A 17086-nucleotide genomic window follows, 5' to 3' on the forward strand; every position below is an offset into this window, starting at 1 on the left:
TCCCTTATTTAAAAACTCCCTTTGGAGCAAGTTAAGCTCCCGAATTGATAACACTTATTCCCTTGTTTTTTCGGAATTTTATATCGGATTAAATCTTAAAGTTTGTCGATATGAAACTACCTGTAACAATCAAAAGTATTATTATTGAAACGGTTTGTCTACTGTATGTTCTGTTGTTTGTTTATGCAGCATTAAATAAACTTTTAGACTTTGAAAATTTTCAGGTTCAATTGGGCCAGTCACCATTGCTTAGCGCATTTGCTGAACTAGTATCGTATACAGTCCCCGCTGTTGAATTTATCATTGCTTTTATGCTTCTGACAGTACGGTTGCGTTATGCTGGTATGCATGCCGCATTCAGCCTAATGGTAATGTTTACGGCGTATATATTTATTATGCTCCATTTTAGTCCGTTTGTACCTTGTTCCTGTGGTGGCGTATTGGAAAAATTGAGTTGGAATCAACACCTTATATTTAATATTGTTTTCGTAGTACTTATGCTGATAGCAATTTTATTATACAGAACAAATGAACTCCCTGCCAGAACGTTAAATTTTAAAGAACGATTGACAAGAATTGGTGTTACTATGATCTTCAGTGTTACCGTGGTTACTGTCTTTTTTTTATTATCGGAAGATACGATCCATCGTAGCAATAATTTTACCAGAAGATTTCCTCATCATCCTACTACGTTCAAATCAGAAATTGACTTGCAATATGATTCTTATTATATTGCTGGTTATGATGACGAATATGTTTACTTAGGAAATTCCACTGCACCATTGACCGTAACCATGGTTAACATTGCTCATCAAAATAAAAAGCAATTTGTTATTCAGTTACCCAAATACAAATTTTCATATACTGCGCCGCGGTTATTAGTAAAGCCACCCTATTTTTATTTTACAGATGGAACGGTACCTTGTATCTTCAGAGGTAGTATATCTGACTGGAAGCCAAGTTTAGTAATGCATAAAAAAGCTTACTTTTCACTGATAGCGCCTGTGAATGCTAATAAAGCCGCTCTACGTGTTATCGGAAGTAAAACGCATGAAAATGTTTTGGCGACTATTGCATATACCGACAGCCTTCACCTGAATTACACTATGCTGGAAAAGCAGATAGACGGGATTTTTGATACTGACGGAATGCTTTTATATAACGCACAGCTTGACAAAATACTTTATACCTACTATTACCGTAACGAGTTTATTATTGCAAATGATTCATTAAATTCCTATTCAATTGGTCATACTATTGATACGACTACTCAAGCCCAGATTAAACTTGCCAAAATTGATTCAAAAAAAATCACAACATTAGCCAAACAACCCGTAATCGTTAATAAAAAAACAGCCACTTATGGAAACTACCTTTTTGTAAATGCCGCCCTAATCGGAAAGTTTGAACCAAAAGATATGTGGAAACAGGCTTCAATTATTGATGTTTACGACCTTGTTAAAAACACTTATGCCTTTAGTTTTTACATCTATGATAAAGGAGGGGAAAAAATGTCGGAATTTATAATTTCGAATGATCTTGTTATAGTGTTAACTGGAAAATATTTGACTATTAGCAAATTACGCAGCGATTATTATGTGCCTTGGAATCAAAAGAAACCTAAGCAGACAAAATAATTGCGCATACAATATACTGCGCAGTATCAGGAGAAGATCGAAAACCTGTGACAGAGTAGATCATTAAATTTAATTATAACATTATGAAAACGACATTTTTTAAACCAATTTTTTCTCTATCGGCTATCGCTCTAGCCGTTTTTGGAGCATTTGCATTTACACCCGCGCCTGAAAAAGCGGAAGTAGTTGACATTTGGGGTCTAATTCCAAGTAGTAATTGTGCTGTAAGTACGGTGAAATGTGGTAATGATACCACTAAGCCGTTTTGTAAAAGTGGTTCTGTTGAACTGTTTGACATGAACGAAGAACAAACGGATTGTTCTGTACATCTTTACAGACTGCAATAACAGTATGCTGTAGATTTAAAATGCAATGGCGGAATCTTACGAAGATTCCGCCATTGTTCTTTTATACTGTAATTTAAGGGATATCATTGATATCTGTACCAGTCTTCTGTTTCAAATAGTAATCAAACCAATTTTTTGTTTTAATTGTCAGATCTTTCTGCAACTCGGGAGTGAGTATGGTATGTGTTTCTCCATTGTAAACCAGGAATATACTTTTTTTGTCTAACCTTCGTAACGCCATATGGAATGAGGCGCTTTGTGTCCAAGGAATGGTCGGGTCCTTTTTTCCTGCCCAACTTAGCAAAGGAGTACTAATATATTTTGCATTTGGCAAGGGTGAGTTTCGCTGATAACTATTCCAATCATTAAACGGCGATGATGTCATGCGATACTGCTCTCCTTCAAATCTCCATGTATTCGAGCGGAGAATATTTGAGGCATAAGTAAAATAGCTTCCAATTAAATCTGAGATCGCTGAACCGGAGATCGCCGCAGCAAAAGTTTTAGTTTGCGTTATAATAAAAGATACTTCATACCCTCCAAAAGAGTGTCCGATGATTCCAATGTGATTTTCTTCCACAATGCCAGTTGCCTTTACAGCGTTAACCGACGATTCTACGCAATCAAGTGCCGACATTCCGGGATCGTCAATTTTATATCTAATGTCAGGCATAAGTACTATATAATCGTCGAGAAAATAGTTTGATGGTATGAAGCCCATGGAATCATATTCAGTAGGGTTGTAGTAATTGTGTAATCCGTGCGAAAATATTTCGTAAATTAAAACGACCATGGGATATTTTTTAGCGGGCTTGTAATTTGCAGGCTTATATAAAATACCTTTCAGGTTATCTCCAAATTTATTCTTATAGTAAATTAATTCAGCCTGACCCCAATCAAATTTTTTGCTTTGCGGATTGGATTGCATAATAACTTTTGAGAATGTGCCCGTATTATTTAAAAGTATAATACTTGGCGGTAATGCTGAAGTTTGCTCTATACAAATATACATTTCAGCATCTTTAGCTTTTTGTATCCGATTTATTCCACTTTCCTTAAACAGCATCTTTTTAAGTGACCCATTGGGATACCATTTATAGTAACCACTTGCCATGTTGTCTCCCAGGACTTCCAAAATCAAGCCTTTGGTAAGGTCAAATTTTGGTGCGAATAAATTATCAAGATTGTGTGTCTTGTTTTCCTGATAAAGATCTGTGCAAATCCTGTAACGCACCTTATTTTTGCTGCCGTGCGTAATCTTTTGAGTTTTACTTCCGTCAGGTGATAAAAGCCAAATGTCATATTGATCATAAGCTATGAAATACTTACCGTCGGCAGACCAACCCGGACTGCCGTAAGGTGTTGGCGAACCGGAATTATCATTCTCTTTGTTTTTAAATGCTATTCCTATTTGGGCAGTTATACTCCTACGCTTTGTTTTCTCAATGTCATAAATCCACCAATTATTATCTCTGAAATAATTTATAAACTTGCCGTCAGGTGAAGTCCCCATCATACCGATGGACGTCGCCTGTTTTTGTAAAATCAGTGTTTCCTTTCCTGTGTGGGTATTTTTCAGGTATAAATCTGCCGGAGCATCGTATTCATATTGGGGTTCATATCGAAGGGCATTAAAGCAGACTGCATAATTTTTATCTGTGGTCAGCATGGCTTTAGGATTTTCAACCGTACCAATTTGCATTACTCTTCCACTTTCTACAGACCAAACGGCTAGCTTGGGCTCGTAATTCGTGTTGCCCCGGTATTTATTTTGCGTGTATTCTAACGGGGTTGCGGTATCCCATATTTCAACCTGCTCCGTAGTAAAGGGTTTATGCGGCGTAGTAATCGCAAAAAAAATGCGTTTTCCATCAGGAGAAAATGTAAGTGCTGGTTTACTCAATCTCACTATGATGCGCTGTGCCATTAATGCTTCGTTAGTGCTTCCGTCAAGCATGTAACTTTTTGAATCTGTGAGATTGTAATAGATAATCCTGTGGTTATCCGGAGCTAAAGTATCCTTTGGCAATTGCTGTAAAAATGCGACTGCACTACCATTTTCACTCCAGCATAAATTTTTAAAACTTTCAGCGCTATCCTGCGCAATGGTTTTTTCGCTAAAATTTTCTGCAGGATCTATAATTCGTACTTCGTGAAAGGTACTCACAGCGATTTTACCCTCACGACTAATCGTGAACTCCTGAACGTCTGGAAAAATATAGGATTTATTCGTATTGCAATCTAAAATCTGCAATTCGTTTGAACTCACATTTTTCTTCAACATTGCTAGATACTTTGCTTCAGCAAAAAATTCATGCTTACTAACATTCCTAAATGACTGCACTTTTCCAGATTTAAATTCCTGTAGGATTAAGCCTTTTTCGGGATCTGAAACGGTGACAAATCTTCCATCACTACTAAAAATGGCATTGTTCCCTGATGGGAAAATTAGTTTTCTATCTGATTTGCAATTTTGGACAAAAAGGGTGTCAGCACCATAATCGTATTGCAAACTATAGGATATCCATAAGCCGTCAGGAGAAATTGCTTCGTCCTGCAGTGTACTCCATTTTGCATAATCTGCTGTGGTGATTTTGCGATTTACGGATTGCCCGTAACAGATTGCCACTGCCAAAATCAGCAGCACGGTTAGAGGAAATGTGTTATTAATCTTTATCATTTTAATATCCTGGATTTTGGGGATGGAGATTATTGTTAAGTAGTAATTCAGTCTGAGGAAGCGGCAGTAAAACCTGTGTATTTTGCCAACCGGGTTTTATCGGGCTCAAAACCTCGGTGGCTTTTCCTGTTCTTTTTAAATCGAACCATCTGTGTCCTTGTTCTGTAAATAATTCCATGCGTCGCTCTTGTGCAATCGCTGTCAGTAAACTTTCCTGAGCATCTGCCGTTGTATTTGGGAGTCCCGCACGAGTTCGAATTTTATTTAAATCATCTTGTGCTCCCGGGATGTTACCCAAGTGAGCATAAGCTTCTGCACGAATCAAGTATTGCTCCGCAAGACGGAATAAAATCGAGTATTCCTGAGAAGTACCAGTATTTGAAGTTTTTTTGTATTTGAATGCGCAATACCACGTACCTGAGCTGTTTGTGACCGTTTTAATCCAAAGATTTCTTCGAAGATCATTACTTTCGAAGGCGCTTACAAGACTGTCAGCCAGCGAAGGTCTTATTGGTGGTCCACTTGAAAAAACAAATGTCCTTGCCTCTTTTGTATTTACTCCCGCAACTCCCGGATGCAACGCCCATATAATTGCTGGCGATTCCCGAAGAAATTCTTTTGCCGGGTTACCTTCCCAAGAATATAGATTATTTGCAATCACTTCTGATGCTTTTTCTTCTGCCTTTACCCAGTCTTCTGTATAGAGGTAAACTCACGATAACATTGCCGTTGCTACAGCCTTATTTGCGCGGACCCTTTCTATGACAGGATAATTTTCAGGCAGTACACTTTCGGCTTGTGTCAGATCGGAAATAATATTTTGCCAGACCTGCGCTTGTGATGTTTTGAAGATCGTGGTATTGTTATTATAATCCGTTGAAGTCACATAGGGAACATCACCAAATACATTTACCAAGTAAAAGTGCAGATACCCACGCAGGAATAAAGCTTCACCAGTTAGTCGTGCTTTGTCTTCGTCAGAAATGGCAGTTGAATTTGCTAATCCTTCAAGGATTGCATTTGCTGCGTAAATTTCTCCGTACGTTCCATTCCATAAAGATGCTATCAAGCTGTTTGAAGGAACAATTGTATGATTGTTAAACTGCTCCATGTCGATACTTGAACCATAAAATTGCATTTCATCCGAATAGTTCGCCATTAAACTTGATAGGCCGCCTGGTGTGCCAGTAACCATCCCGTCTTCCCGCAAGCGTGCGTAAATATTAGCCATTGCTGCATTTGCTGTAGTCACATTTTTAAATACTGCCGGAGAAGTAAGCTGGGATTGCGGTGTATCAACTTCGGTAAAATTTTCGCAGCTGTAAAGCCAACATACGATGATGGCTACAATTATTCGATTTATATATTTCATTTGTACTATTTTTTTAAGATTAGAATCCTAACTGAAAGCCTAAAGTAAACTGTCGTAAAGGAGGTAAGGTTGTTGTAGATTGGTTTTCCGGGTCAGCACCGCGATAGTGTGTAAAAGTGAACAGGTTTTGAGCTTGCAGGTATACCCTTCCTGTAAAATTTTTTGACCATGCGGACGGAATTGTATAGGAAAGATTTACACTTTTGAGCCTGATAAAAGAGGCGTCGCTAAATGCCGCATCGCTTTCGATAAAATTGTAAAATGCGTCTACCACAGCAGAATTATCCCCTGTTGTATATTGCTGTGCTATCGCTCCGGTACCGTTCAGTGGGAAATGATTTCCAATTTCAGCAGGCTGATTTGTAAAAGTTCCTGCCAATGAAGAAGAATACAAATAATTTTTGCCTTGTTGTTTGACATACTGAAAAAGAAAATCAAACCCCCAATTTTTATAGGACAGCTGATTACCGAAACCGCCATAATATTTGGGAGCTGTATCGACAACTTTTTGACGGTCACTATCGAACGTTATTTGTCCGTCACCATTGTAGTCCTGAAAGGTATACGCACCAGAATCAGGGTCAATTCCTGTATAGTTGAAAACCTTATTTATAAACAATGATTCTCCCACGACCAAGCTATTTGCATAAGTAGAGCTTTCAAGGTTTGGAAATGCCATCAGTTTATTTTTTGGAACTGTCAAGTTTAGAGTTGTTGTCCAGGAAAAATCCTTTTTGCGAAAGTTGACGGTTCGCAATTCCAATTCAAAGCCTGTATTTTGAACGGTCGCATCAAGGTTGGACTGAATTGAAGCAAAGCCGGTTGTACCGGGAAGTGGAACTCCGACCAATTGACTTGACGACTGGTTTTTGAAATATGCTGCCGTTAGAAATATGTTGTCTTTTAAGAAACCCAGTTCTATCGCCACTTCCATTTTTTTATTTGTTTCCCATCCAAAATTGGGATTGAATAAACGTGCTGGAGTTAAGCCAACCACGCCATCATAAAGATATCGCGACACTTCGTATGTATCCAGATACTGGTAATCTCCAATCTGGTCGTTTCCTGTGATTCCATAGCTGCCCCGAAATTTTGCAAAACTCAACACCTCATTATTTTTTAGAAATGATTCATTTGACACTAACCATGCAGCACCGATCGCACCGAAACTTGCAAAACGGTTTTCCGGACCGAAACGACTTGAACCATCGCGTCGACCCGTCAGATTGATAAAGTATTTTTCTTTAAAATTCAGATTTAAACGGGCGAAAGCCGCTGTGTAATTGTATTCAACAACCTTATGATTGAGTACCGAAACCCTTGTTGCCGCATCAAGGTTATTTATAAGCGCATCACTAGTAAAACCTGAGCCTGATTGTGCCAATTGTGTCGTTTTTTGATTTTGGAATGTAGTTCCGATAAGGAAATTCATCGCGATTTTGCCCCAACTTTTTTCATAACTCAGTTGCGGCTCAATAATCCACGATTTCCCGTTTCCGGAGCTCAGATATAAAGAAGCCTCATGGGTTGAGGTGTCAAAAGGATTGAATATGCTTGTGGGTCTTGTGTAACTTTGCGATAAGCTTGTGTTGTTATATCCCAGGCTCGTTTTTAGTTCAAGTCTCGGAAGTATCTGGTAAGACAACAGTGTATTGGCGATGAGGTTTTGCATGCTGTTCAGATATGTTGCCTGTAAATAGGCAAGAGGATTATCAAAGGTTCCTTCTTCCCAATTTAAGTTGCCGGCAGCGTCATATAGCGCAGGTGCATTTGGTGCCAAAGCATAAGCACGGGCAGTCAAATCCCTACCCGGCAGCGTGTTTTTATCACTGGAATAGTCTGCTGAGAAATTCAGATTAAAACGCTTGTCGGCAGACTTATGGCTTATGCTGCTATGAACCACCCCTTTACTATAATTCGACTCCCCTGGAAACACGGTAGTTTCTTTACGATAGGTTGCGCTAAGCAAATACTGCGTATTTGGATTTCCTCCGGAAACTGATGCCTGAACATTGTTTATGTATGCCGTTCCTCCAATCATTTCCTTTTTCCAATCGGTATAGCGGTTTTGATCCCATGTTCCGTTGATGTCATATGCATCATCAGGATATTGGGTTATTCCATCATTGGAGAATGCTTCTGCACGCATTGCGAGGTATTGCGGGGTATTCATCAGATCTAAAGTGCGTGTTACTTTTCCAACCGTAGTAAAAGCATTTATATTAAATTTTGTTTCGCCAGCCTTCCCCTTTTTTGTACTAATTAATACTACGCCATTTGCCCCACGCGAACCGTAAATGGCTGTCGCATCTGCATCTTTTAGCACTTCAATACTTTCAATATCGGAAGGATTAATAGTATTTAGAGGGTTTGTTACTCCTAAAATCGCAGTGGATGCAGTGGTTGTATCTCCCAATGATTGTGAAGAATAGGGCAAACCATTTACAATATAAAGCGGTTCATTGCCATCCCTGCGAATACTATTGATACCGCGAATTTGTATATTGAAACCACCACCAGGAATACCCGTGGATTGAATAATATTGACTCCGGACATACGCCCCTGCATGGCAGCAAGGGGATTATTAACGGGTTGCTTTTCTATGTCTTTGGAAGTGATTTTGGCAATACTTCCCGTGCGCTCCTTTTCTTTGACGGAATAGTAGCCTGCATTGACGCGGACTTCTTGTAAAGAAGTTATGTCTTCCTGTAATTGTATGTTGACAGTTTTACGACCGTTTATGGGAACTATTGCTGTTTTGAATCCTATGAAAGAGACCATCAAAGTATCTGTAGCGATAGCCGAAAGGATGTATTGCCCGTTGAAGTCGGAGTTAACGGTATTGTTTCTTTTTCCTTTTATGGAAATTATCACACCAGGTAAAGGGCTTGTGCCATCAGTGATGGTGCCGCTTATTTGGTTTTGTTGCCTTTGCAACTGATTTTGCCTCAGTCTGTTGTTTGCTTGAGCAGGGTTGCAGCAGAGGTATAACCCGAGAATAAGCGGATACCAAAGTACTCCCAAGCCTTTGTTTAATGAAATATTTTTCATATGTTTATATTTAATGTTTTTTATCGGTCATATGTAATTCGCAAATAGCTATTGGTGCTTGCATCGCATCAGCGTTATGCTCATTTCATGATATTGGTTTAGTTAAATGAAATGTGAGTTTTGTTTTGCTATGGTCCTCTAGTTTAGCTTGCCGGCGAGTTAGGGGACTTTTTTTGTTTTGTCTTAAAGTCATCCAGTAGAATGTCTTAAAGTCTTTAGGGATAGTGTTTTTTACTATATCATAGGCGTTTTTTAGTTATGAGTTGATGTTGCTGCTAAATAACCTATATCTCAACCATAAATCCACATGCACATCGTTGCTATAAAAAGTATAATTATTCCTATTTGTATTTGTCTGTAGTATTTCATGTGTGTGTTTTTTTTAGTTAGGGGTTATGAGTTGCTGTTGTGGCTAAATTACCTGCACTTTTATTAACAAATTCAAATTAAATTAACTAGGTGTTTTTATTCAAAGGACCTTTCAGTGCAGGTGTTTTAGTAGTAATCGTTTATCGTTGTTCGTCCATCGTTATCGGTTATTGGTCATTGGTTTAAAGTTGGCATAGGTTTTCCCGACCAGTTACAAAAAGAGTATTTTCCTAACTGGGATTTATGAATAATATGAATAATGGGTTTAGGGTTTAAAAAGCTCCTTTTGCTCTCCTTTCTGAAACAAACTTTAAAATTTTAATGTACCATTTGGAAAATAGAAATAAAGGCAATACTTTTAAAGTGCGAGTTTAAAGAGGGAAAGCTTAAATCTAAGTACCAAAAGAATTTTAGGTTTGGGTTGAGGTTTGATATAGAGGGGATTGTTATTTTATATAATTCCCTTTTTTATATATCAAGGTAGAGTTAAACACATCAGCACTAAAATTCTGATGGGGGAAGTGTCTCTGATAAGAGTACTTCTCGGTGTTTTTCTATCCTAACACAATGTTTATTTCAGTTTTGGGATAACAAAAGGCAGCTTGCTTTTAGCAGGTAGTTAAGGTGGTTTGGTAACGGTTGTACATAAAAAAATCGTTCTCATAATTTATAGGTTTATGGTTATGGAACGATGTATTTCGTGGTATGAAGCATCTTTGCAGAAAAAGCAAGGAGCGGTCTCACACTTTCAATCCGTGGGTGTCCTACGACCCTTACAATAATTAATAATTATTGTATGCAATTGAAAGCATATGTGAGAACCGCTCGCATGCCGTATACAAAAGTAAGAAACTTTTTGACATGGAGCGATTTCACGATACTCTCGTCTGCTAAATAGGACTTTACGGAACGAGAAAACATCGTTTAAATTATGCCAAAAGAGGCTAATTGTCAATTCGCTAGAACAAATATACTAAAATTATTTAATACACCAATATATAGGTGTAAAATTTCACGAAATTAATGATGAAAATTACAGAATATACCATATCGCAATTTGATTTTGACCTGATAAATCATATAAAAACGCTTAGGCTAGAGAAAAAAATCTCACAAGAACAGTTAAGTATAAGTATGGGATTAGCTCGCAGTTTTGTAGGCAATGTGGAGAATATTAATGAATCACATAAGTATTCAACTCGCCATTTAACTTTATTAGCCAGAGCTTTTGGGTATAAAAATATTTCAGACCTGATGAAGTTCCCTACTCCTCAATATGATAGAATTAAAGTAACCGTAAAGCAAACTATGAATGAAAGTGGCACTAAAGCTTTGAGTTCTGAGGTGGTGAAGATTGAGCATTTAAAATAATTATACTATAATTTAAATGTATTTACGGAAAACCGTAAAATATAACAGAAATAGTTTTAAAGCATTAGGCAGAGAATAAAATAGGACAAATAATTTGAGATTTGAAGTAGGAGAAACAACCCCAATAGTTAAAACTCTTACCATAATTGCTAAGGCTTTGATTTAATGTTAAAAAAGCAACTCTTTATAGGTTCTATATTTGAGCTATGGAATGTTACGAAATAATAGCACTGGTTTAATGTTTTCTTTCAAATACTTTTGAGACTCAAAAAAAACGTGGGAATCCAACTTAATAAGGAAAAGATGTCTGTTTGTATCATTTCGTGTAACTTTGTTCAAATAGTTCAAAACCTGAAATCCCCGTAAATTAGCTGATAAACCTAGGCTATATCCAAAAAGGGGAGAATAACTCTCCGCTTTTTGCTTATCATTTATCGATACAGTCAACAGTTGTAAATCTAAATTTCACACGTTCAAAATCGATAGTGCCTTTAACTAAATAAGAGGCACCTAAAGTGGTTTGTATATCACCTTTGCCTAAAATAAATTCGTTCCCTCGCTTTAGAAATGCCATTGGATTTTTATATGTTATTTTGTTATTAACGTCCCGAATAAATGTATAGCTGGCAAATAATGTATCTCCACGGAATTCTCCGGCGATTTTTCCAACCTTTTTCGGTCTATTAAAAAATTTCATCACCATATTCCCGGTTATTTTTCCGTTTTTTAAAGTATTCATTTTTAATTCAATAGTATCCTGTTCATACAGCGCTTTATAACATTGTACGCTTATCACTTTTTCAGCTTGGACTTGGGTAGCCTTAACGGTTTTTTCGTTTTGATTTTTTTTACAACTTTGGAATCCAATACAAGCAAACAGCAAACAAAAAAGGACTGGAGTTTTCATAATAGTAAAAATTTAGTTAATAAATATGGTAATACCTATTGCTAATTTACGCATAATTAACGTGTTATGAAAATTTCTTAATGACATTTAAATTGTAAATTATACTATTCAAACATAATCGTTGCTTTTTTTTCTTTCTTAATGCCCATCTGGAACTGTAGTATAATGGATCTAAAAACTTCAATAAAGGCCAAATGTTTGTCAATTTTCTTTTGACTAAAATTCGCTTTCTTGCTGTTGTGCGCTCTGCTTTTTGTACCGTCAATGGCGCTGGTTTCTCCGGCAATCAGATCGGCATCTTTCAAAAAAGAAACAAAGAGTTTAAATAGTTTTCTAAGCCCTGCTGGATTCTGCTTTCTAAAATCGGATATGCTGTGGTAATTGGGGCGAATATCTTCTAAGAGCCATTGTAATTCGATATTGCGAACACACTCTTTTTCTAATTTGCGAGAACTTCGCAGGCCATTTAAGTAACCGTATAAATAGATTTTAAGAAACAACTTAGTGTCAAAACTAGGGCGCCCTTCGGATTTTATAGTTTGCACCGTAAAACCAAGAGCTTCAAGTGAAATGTACTATACAAAGGCTTCAATAAAACGCACGGGGTTATCCAAAGCGATTTTATCTTCTAAACTGCTAATTTGTAATTGTTGACGCGATAATCCAGATATATGTTGCATATTTAAATGTACAATTTTTCTCTCTTATATCCAATATAAAATACTATATTTGATGCAAAAAAAAACGGAGGTTTTTTCACAGACTGACGTTGGCAGAAACCCTCGAGCTACACGAATTGCATAGAAACCTCCATAAAAAGATAACATTATCTAAAATAATGTAAAGATATTTCGCACTATTAAATACTTTTCAAATTTTGTATCTTGCGAACAGTAAATTTTAATGATGCTTAAAACAATTCAAATTATTGCATTACTTCAAGGACTTTTCGTCCTTTTTATTTTATATAACAATCGTAAGAGTTATAAGAACACAACTTTTTGGTTATTATTCGGCAGTCTATTTTCTATCGTTCTATATATTATTGGAGATGACAAGAATAATTTATTTGTTAATAACACCGATTGGTTTCTTTTCGATAACACACTTTTTATAACATTTTTATTTTTGTTTGTTAGGTATTTCAAAAGCAAAAAAGAAAAGTTCATAAAATCAGATTACTATTTTTTTATACCAAATATCATTTATCTAATTCTTGAAGTAATTGAAATAAAATTAATTCAAACTAATATAGTTATCGAAGTTTTAGAAGTATTTTGCGAATTAACTTTTATCATCTACTTATCACTAATTTTATTTTCCATAATTTCAAGTAAAAGAAAAAATTGGATTATATATTTCATTATTCCAATCATTATTTTGTTCGTTTTTTCACTCATTAATGATATTCTTAAAATCGTTGGATTATCAGAATTACCGTTTTTATCCGACCAAAACTTCAATTCATATCTTTTATTAGTTGTTGCGTTTTTATTCTATTTTATAGCTTTTAAGTTGTTTAATGGTAATAAAGAAATTTTACCTAAAGTAGAAATCGGTAAATACAAAAACTCAAATCTAAACGATGAAACAATTAATAAATATAAAACTGCTTTAATCAATGCAATGCAAATTGATAAAATATACCTTGATGGAAAATTATCCATACAAGATGTTTCAGATAAATTAAATATTCCGCGTCAATACATTTCTGAAGTTTTAAACGAACATATGAATAACAATTTTCAAGATTTCATAAATGAATATAGAGTGGAAGAATTTGTAAACCGCCTAAAAAACGACCAAAATAATAATCTTACACTTTTAGGAATCGCTACAGATGTAGGTTTTAATTCCAAATCTTCTTTTAATGCTACATTCAAGAAATTCAAAGGCTTAACACCAACACAATTCAAGAAAAATCTTTAGTAAAAAAAAATAATTGGTACAAATCAATCATCTTGCACTTATTTCATTTTTAGGAAAACACAATTACTTACGATATTTGCGAAATAATTAAAAGAACCCAAAATTATGTCGCAACTTAAATTAATTAAAAAGATTCTCTTTTGCATTGTTTTAACTATTTCAACGTACTCAATTAACGCACAAGTAAACGATACACTTTCATTTGTAAAATCAAAACGAATGTCAGATGATGACCTTGCAAAAAAACGAGAAGGAACTTTCATAACGGGTTTGCCTGACTTTTCATCAGATCCTGTAACAGGTTTTGGTTTTGGTCTTAGAAGTAATGTTTATTGGAACGGCGAACGAACAAATCCACTTTTCGCCTACACACCTTACTTGGCAAAACTAAAAGCTAATGCAGCATATTACACTTCAAACGCAAGAGAATTAATTCTATCGTTAGATGTGCCGTATTATAAAGGAACACGTTGGAGGTTTAAAATTGATTTTAAAGCACAACAAAATCCAGCAAATTTATATTTTGGCTCAACAGAATCAACGTTGGGCAATCTTCGATTGCCATCCAATGAAAACATTACTTTTTCAACATATGAAGCATTTGACAAAGCAAGAAAAACGCTAAGACCAGGTGGAATTGGAGAAGCAAGTTTTGTAACAGATGCCTTGTCAAACCGATTTAGAGAAACAGAATATATGCTTAATCTAAAAGGAGATTACGCAATAGGAAACGGAAAATGGCGAGTAATGGGCGGTTATGAAATTCAAAATTTAAGTTATAAAACTTTTGAAGGAGAATCAGCCGAGGCTATTAATCCAACAACTGGAGAAGAAACAACAGCGCCAAATGGACTATCACTTTTAAGAAGAGATTTTAATCAAGGCTTAATATCTGGCTTAAATGGTGGTTGGATTTCAATTTTACAAACCGCATTAATTTATGACACAAGAGATTTTGAACCCGACCCAACCAAAGGTTACTATTTTGAAATAGCAAACGAATATTCTAGCAAATATATTGGCTCACAATTTGACTTCAATAAACTTTTTATTCAAGCAAGAGGATATCAAAAGTTACCTTTTGGAAAAAGAACTGTTGTCGCTGGAAGATTTGGAGTTGGTAACATTTTTGGCTCGAATACCCCATTTTTTGAATTTCAAGACCAATGGAGTCCAGAAGGTAGCATCAATGCACTTGGTGGAAAGCAATCGTTGCGAGGTTATCGAGCAAATCGGTTTTTAGCACGTTCTATGTGGTTCACAAATATTGAATTAAGATATAGAATTGCAGAAACAAAATTAGGAAAACAAAGATTTGCTTTCGGTGTCGCACCATTTTTTGATGCAGGAACAGTAAGAGACGAATGGCAAAATCTAAACTTTAAAAACATTCGTTACTCGTATGGTTTAGGTGCAAGAATTGCTTGGAATCAGTCCACAATTTTATCATTTGATTACGGAATGTCAAAAGAAGATAAACTCTTCTACATCGGCATAGGTCAAGCTTTTTAACAAATTAGTTTGGTATTATTTGTAAAGATTTTGGAGATATAAAAACATTGTATGTTACAAACAGAAATATAAAACTACCTAGCCTGATTTATATTTATTGCTATCGCAATTATATATATCCGACTTACATTGATTGAAACCCGCAACCTAATTATATAAGGATTGCAAAACAGAACGGAAACAGAAAGAATAAAGGGCATCTGCCAACAGCCGTAGCTGTTGCGCAACCTCATTCAAAAACTAAACTTTCAAAATAAGTATAAAAAACAACCTCGTTTAAGCACATTTAAGCGAGGTTTGTTTTTGGTTTTAAGTTGTAGTTTTTAAAAAATAAGCCACTTAAAAACAAGTATTTCAAGTCATAAAAAGCTGTTTTTACAGAAGTGGGTGCTTTTGTTTGTATTTCATTTACAACTCCAGCTTTTGTTTTTGTTTTTTTGGTGATAAACTTCAAATATTTCTTCAAATTATAGGTTAATGCTGCCATCAAAACGTGTTTGTTAGCTTGCTTGATTCCTCTTGTATTTACTCGCTTCATATTGGTAAAATTGACCAATGTTCCAATTACAGGTTCTACTGTTTTACTTCTCACGCGTACCATTTTCTTGGCATAGTGTGGATTTTGGGTGAGTTTTAAGTGCATTCTGTCGTAGTGTTCTTTGTGGATGCTGTCGTCTATCTTTTTAAACTTGGTGCTTTTTCCGCAGCATTGTTCTCGTAGTGGACAGTTTTTGCAATCGCTCTCACTACTGCGATAGGTACGTTTGGTGTAGCCTTTGCTATCGATTTTTTCGCCTTTAAATACTAAATTAGCTTTGTTTCCTCCTGCTTTTATACATTCGTACTGATGCAATTCTTTGTTGAAAATAAATCCTGCTCTCTCAGGTTTGTATTGCCCAAAGTTTGGAATGTAGGCATTGATGTTTTTTTTGGTTCAAATACTTTAAAGCTTCTCCACTACTGTAACCTCCATCGGCTAAAAGTTCTTCTAATTCAATGCCGTTTTCTTGTAAATTTCCCTCTGTTAGTTCAACTTTTTTTTCTAAACATTGACTATCGCGTTTGTCTGCAAAATCAGAACAAGCTCCTGTTATTAAGTGATGAGCATCGTCAACAGCGATTTGTCCAAAATAGTTTAACTGTCTTGCCTTTCCTGGTTTTACACTTACCCTGGCATCAGAATCTGTGAGTGAATAATGGGTATGATTCGATACATATTTTGGACGTATTAAATTCCCGTATTCATCTACTCTATCGCCTTTTTGATTGGCATTAGGCATTCCTTTATAGGCTTCTTGTTTCCAAGCGTGGTGTTGTTCCACTAGTTTCTTTCTGGTGCTGGTTGTTTTGAACTCGCTATTCTCTTCCAATTCATTTACAAAAGCACTGGCATCTTCCAATACTTCTTTCTCAACTAAACTATCCATAGAAGCATTGGCTTTGATAAAAACGCTATCCACGGCTTGACGTTTGCCTCGAATCATCCCTTTGGAAACACATATCCTTAAAACGGCTTTGAATAAGGTTAAAAATACTTCTTCGCCATACAACTGACGGGTTCTACTAATTGTGCTGTGCCAAGGTAAGGCTTCATCAATGTCATACCGGATAAACAAACGAACATCTAAACAATTGGAGCAATATTCTATGAGTTTTCTATCCGAATTGATATTGTTTAAATAGCCTACCAAACAGATTTTGAAAAACACAACAGGATCAATACTTTCTTGTCCTTCCTCTCCATAATACTGGGCTGTGGCATAGTTAAAAATACTATTTTATTTATTTTTTCGCAAGTTTTTTTTGATATATTTGTTGTGGTGTGCAACAAGCACAGCCGTTTCTCGCAATTGCGAATTTTGTGGTACGTTCACGTTTAAGTTTCGTAAGAAATTTTATCTTTGAAAGAA

The 17086-nt window shown here is 35.9% G+C and carries 11 protein-coding genes and 1 pseudogene; 5 read left to right on the forward strand and 7 right to left on the reverse strand.

The window, feature by feature from the left end; genetic code table 11:
* The first annotated feature begins 110 nt into the window (after positions 1 to 110).
* On the forward strand, positions 111 to 1637 hold the full coding sequence (locus E0F89_RS06320) for a MauE/DoxX family redox-associated membrane protein (protein WP_131909004.1): 1527 nt from the start codon (positions 111 to 113) through the stop codon (positions 1635 to 1637).
* 83 nt (positions 1638 to 1720) lie between these two features.
* The gene (locus tag E0F89_RS06325; RefSeq protein ID WP_072944067.1) at positions 1721 to 1984 is read left to right on the forward strand and encodes a DUF6520 family protein; all 264 of its coding nucleotides are present in this window, start codon (positions 1721 to 1723) and stop codon (positions 1982 to 1984) included.
* Between the two features lie 73 nt (positions 1985 to 2057).
* Here E0F89_RS06325 and E0F89_RS06330 read toward each other — a convergent pair whose 3' ends face one another.
* From E0F89_RS06330 to E0F89_RS06340, 4 genes are read right to left on the reverse strand one after another with little or no spacing between them, the layout of a single operon-like run.
* Positions 2058 to 4664: a S9 family peptidase gene (locus E0F89_RS06330; protein ID WP_131909005.1), complete on the reverse strand. Its 2607-nt coding sequence runs from the start codon at positions 4662 to 4664 to the stop codon at positions 2058 to 2060.
* Between the two features lies 1 nt (position 4665).
* Positions 4666 to 5325 carry a RagB/SusD family nutrient uptake outer membrane protein gene (locus E0F89_RS17310; protein WP_243699485.1) on the reverse strand — a complete coding sequence of 220 codons (660 nt, stop codon included), beginning with the start codon at positions 5323 to 5325 and terminating at the stop codon, positions 4666 to 4668.
* A gap of 51 nt (positions 5326 to 5376) precedes the next feature.
* On the reverse strand, positions 5377 to 6036 hold the full coding sequence (locus tag E0F89_RS17315) for a RagB/SusD family nutrient uptake outer membrane protein (RefSeq protein ID WP_243699486.1): 660 nt from the start codon (positions 6034 to 6036) through the stop codon (positions 5377 to 5379).
* A 19-nt stretch (positions 6037 to 6055) separates the two neighbouring features.
* Entirely contained in the window at positions 6056 to 9088 is a 3033-nt protein-coding gene (locus E0F89_RS06340) for a SusC/RagA family TonB-linked outer membrane protein (protein ID WP_131909006.1), read from the reverse strand.
* Positions 9089 to 10480: 1392 nt separating this feature from the next.
* Here E0F89_RS06340 and E0F89_RS06345 point away from each other — a divergent pair.
* Positions 10481 to 10828, forward strand: coding sequence for a helix-turn-helix domain-containing protein (locus E0F89_RS06345; RefSeq protein WP_131909007.1), 348 nt, complete (start codon positions 10481 to 10483; stop codon positions 10826 to 10828).
* A gap of 427 nt (positions 10829 to 11255) precedes the next feature.
* Here E0F89_RS06345 and E0F89_RS06350 read toward each other — a convergent pair whose 3' ends face one another.
* Together E0F89_RS06350 and E0F89_RS06355 are read right to left on the reverse strand one after the other, a co-directional pair.
* Positions 11256 to 11735 carry a hypothetical protein gene (locus E0F89_RS06350; protein ID WP_131909008.1) on the reverse strand — a complete coding sequence of 160 codons (480 nt, stop codon included), beginning with the start codon at positions 11733 to 11735 and terminating at the stop codon, positions 11256 to 11258.
* Positions 11736 to 11839: 104 nt separating this feature from the next.
* A complete protein-coding gene (locus tag E0F89_RS06355; RefSeq protein ID WP_243698868.1) occupies positions 11840 to 12280 on the reverse strand; it encodes a transposase in 441 nt (146 codons plus the stop codon).
* A gap of 835 nt (positions 12281 to 13115) precedes the next feature.
* Here E0F89_RS06355 and E0F89_RS17320 point away from each other — a divergent pair.
* Both E0F89_RS17320 and omp85 read left to right on the forward strand, forming a co-directional pair.
* Positions 13116 to 13664: a helix-turn-helix domain-containing protein gene (locus tag E0F89_RS17320; RefSeq protein ID WP_233206892.1), complete on the forward strand. Its 549-nt coding sequence runs from the start codon at positions 13116 to 13118 to the stop codon at positions 13662 to 13664.
* A gap of 105 nt (positions 13665 to 13769) precedes the next feature.
* Positions 13770 to 15176 (forward strand): Omp85 family outer membrane protein, encoded by a 1407-nt coding sequence (gene omp85, locus E0F89_RS06365; protein ID WP_099715225.1) that lies wholly within the window; start codon positions 13770 to 13772, stop codon positions 15174 to 15176.
* Positions 15177 to 15462: 286 nt separating this feature from the next.
* Here the strand turns inward: omp85 and E0F89_RS17590 are convergent.
* A pseudogene (locus tag E0F89_RS17590) lies at positions 15463 to 16936 on the reverse strand (IS1182 family transposase); the annotation flags it as partial.
* Between the last annotated feature and the right edge of the window lie 150 nt (positions 16937 to 17086).

The sequence above is a fragment of the Flavobacterium caseinilyticum genome (genome assembly GCF_004349085.1).
In the GTDB taxonomy this organism is placed as follows: Bacteria; Bacteroidota; Bacteroidia; order Flavobacteriales; family Flavobacteriaceae; genus Flavobacterium; species Flavobacterium caseinilyticum.

Bases quoted from the DNA above. Each gene is read 5' to 3' on its own strand.
- E0F89_RS06350 (WP_131909008.1), bottom strand. From the start codon at position 11,735: ATGAAAACTCCAGTCCTTTTTTGTTTGCTGTTTGCTTGTATTGGATTC.
- E0F89_RS06340 (WP_131909006.1), bottom strand. From the start codon at position 9,088: ATGAAAAATATTTCATTAAACAAAGGCTTGGGAGTACTTTGGTATCCG.
- E0F89_RS06325 (WP_072944067.1), top strand. From the start codon at position 1,721: ATGAAAACGACATTTTTTAAACCAATTTTTTCTCTATCGGCTATCGCT.
- E0F89_RS06320 (WP_131909004.1), top strand. From the start codon at position 111: ATGAAACTACCTGTAACAATCAAAAGTATTATTATTGAAACGGTTTGT.
- E0F89_RS06345 (WP_131909007.1), top strand. From the start codon at position 10,481: ATGATGAAAATTACAGAATATACCATATCGCAATTTGATTTTGACCTG.
- E0F89_RS06330 (WP_131909005.1), bottom strand. From the start codon at position 4,664: ATGATAAAGATTAATAACACATTTCCTCTAACCGTGCTGCTGATTTTG.
- E0F89_RS17315 (WP_243699486.1), bottom strand. From the start codon at position 6,036: ATGAAATATATAAATCGAATAATTGTAGCCATCATCGTATGTTGGCTT.
- omp85 (WP_099715225.1), top strand. From the start codon at position 13,770: ATGTCGCAACTTAAATTAATTAAAAAGATTCTCTTTTGCATTGTTTTA.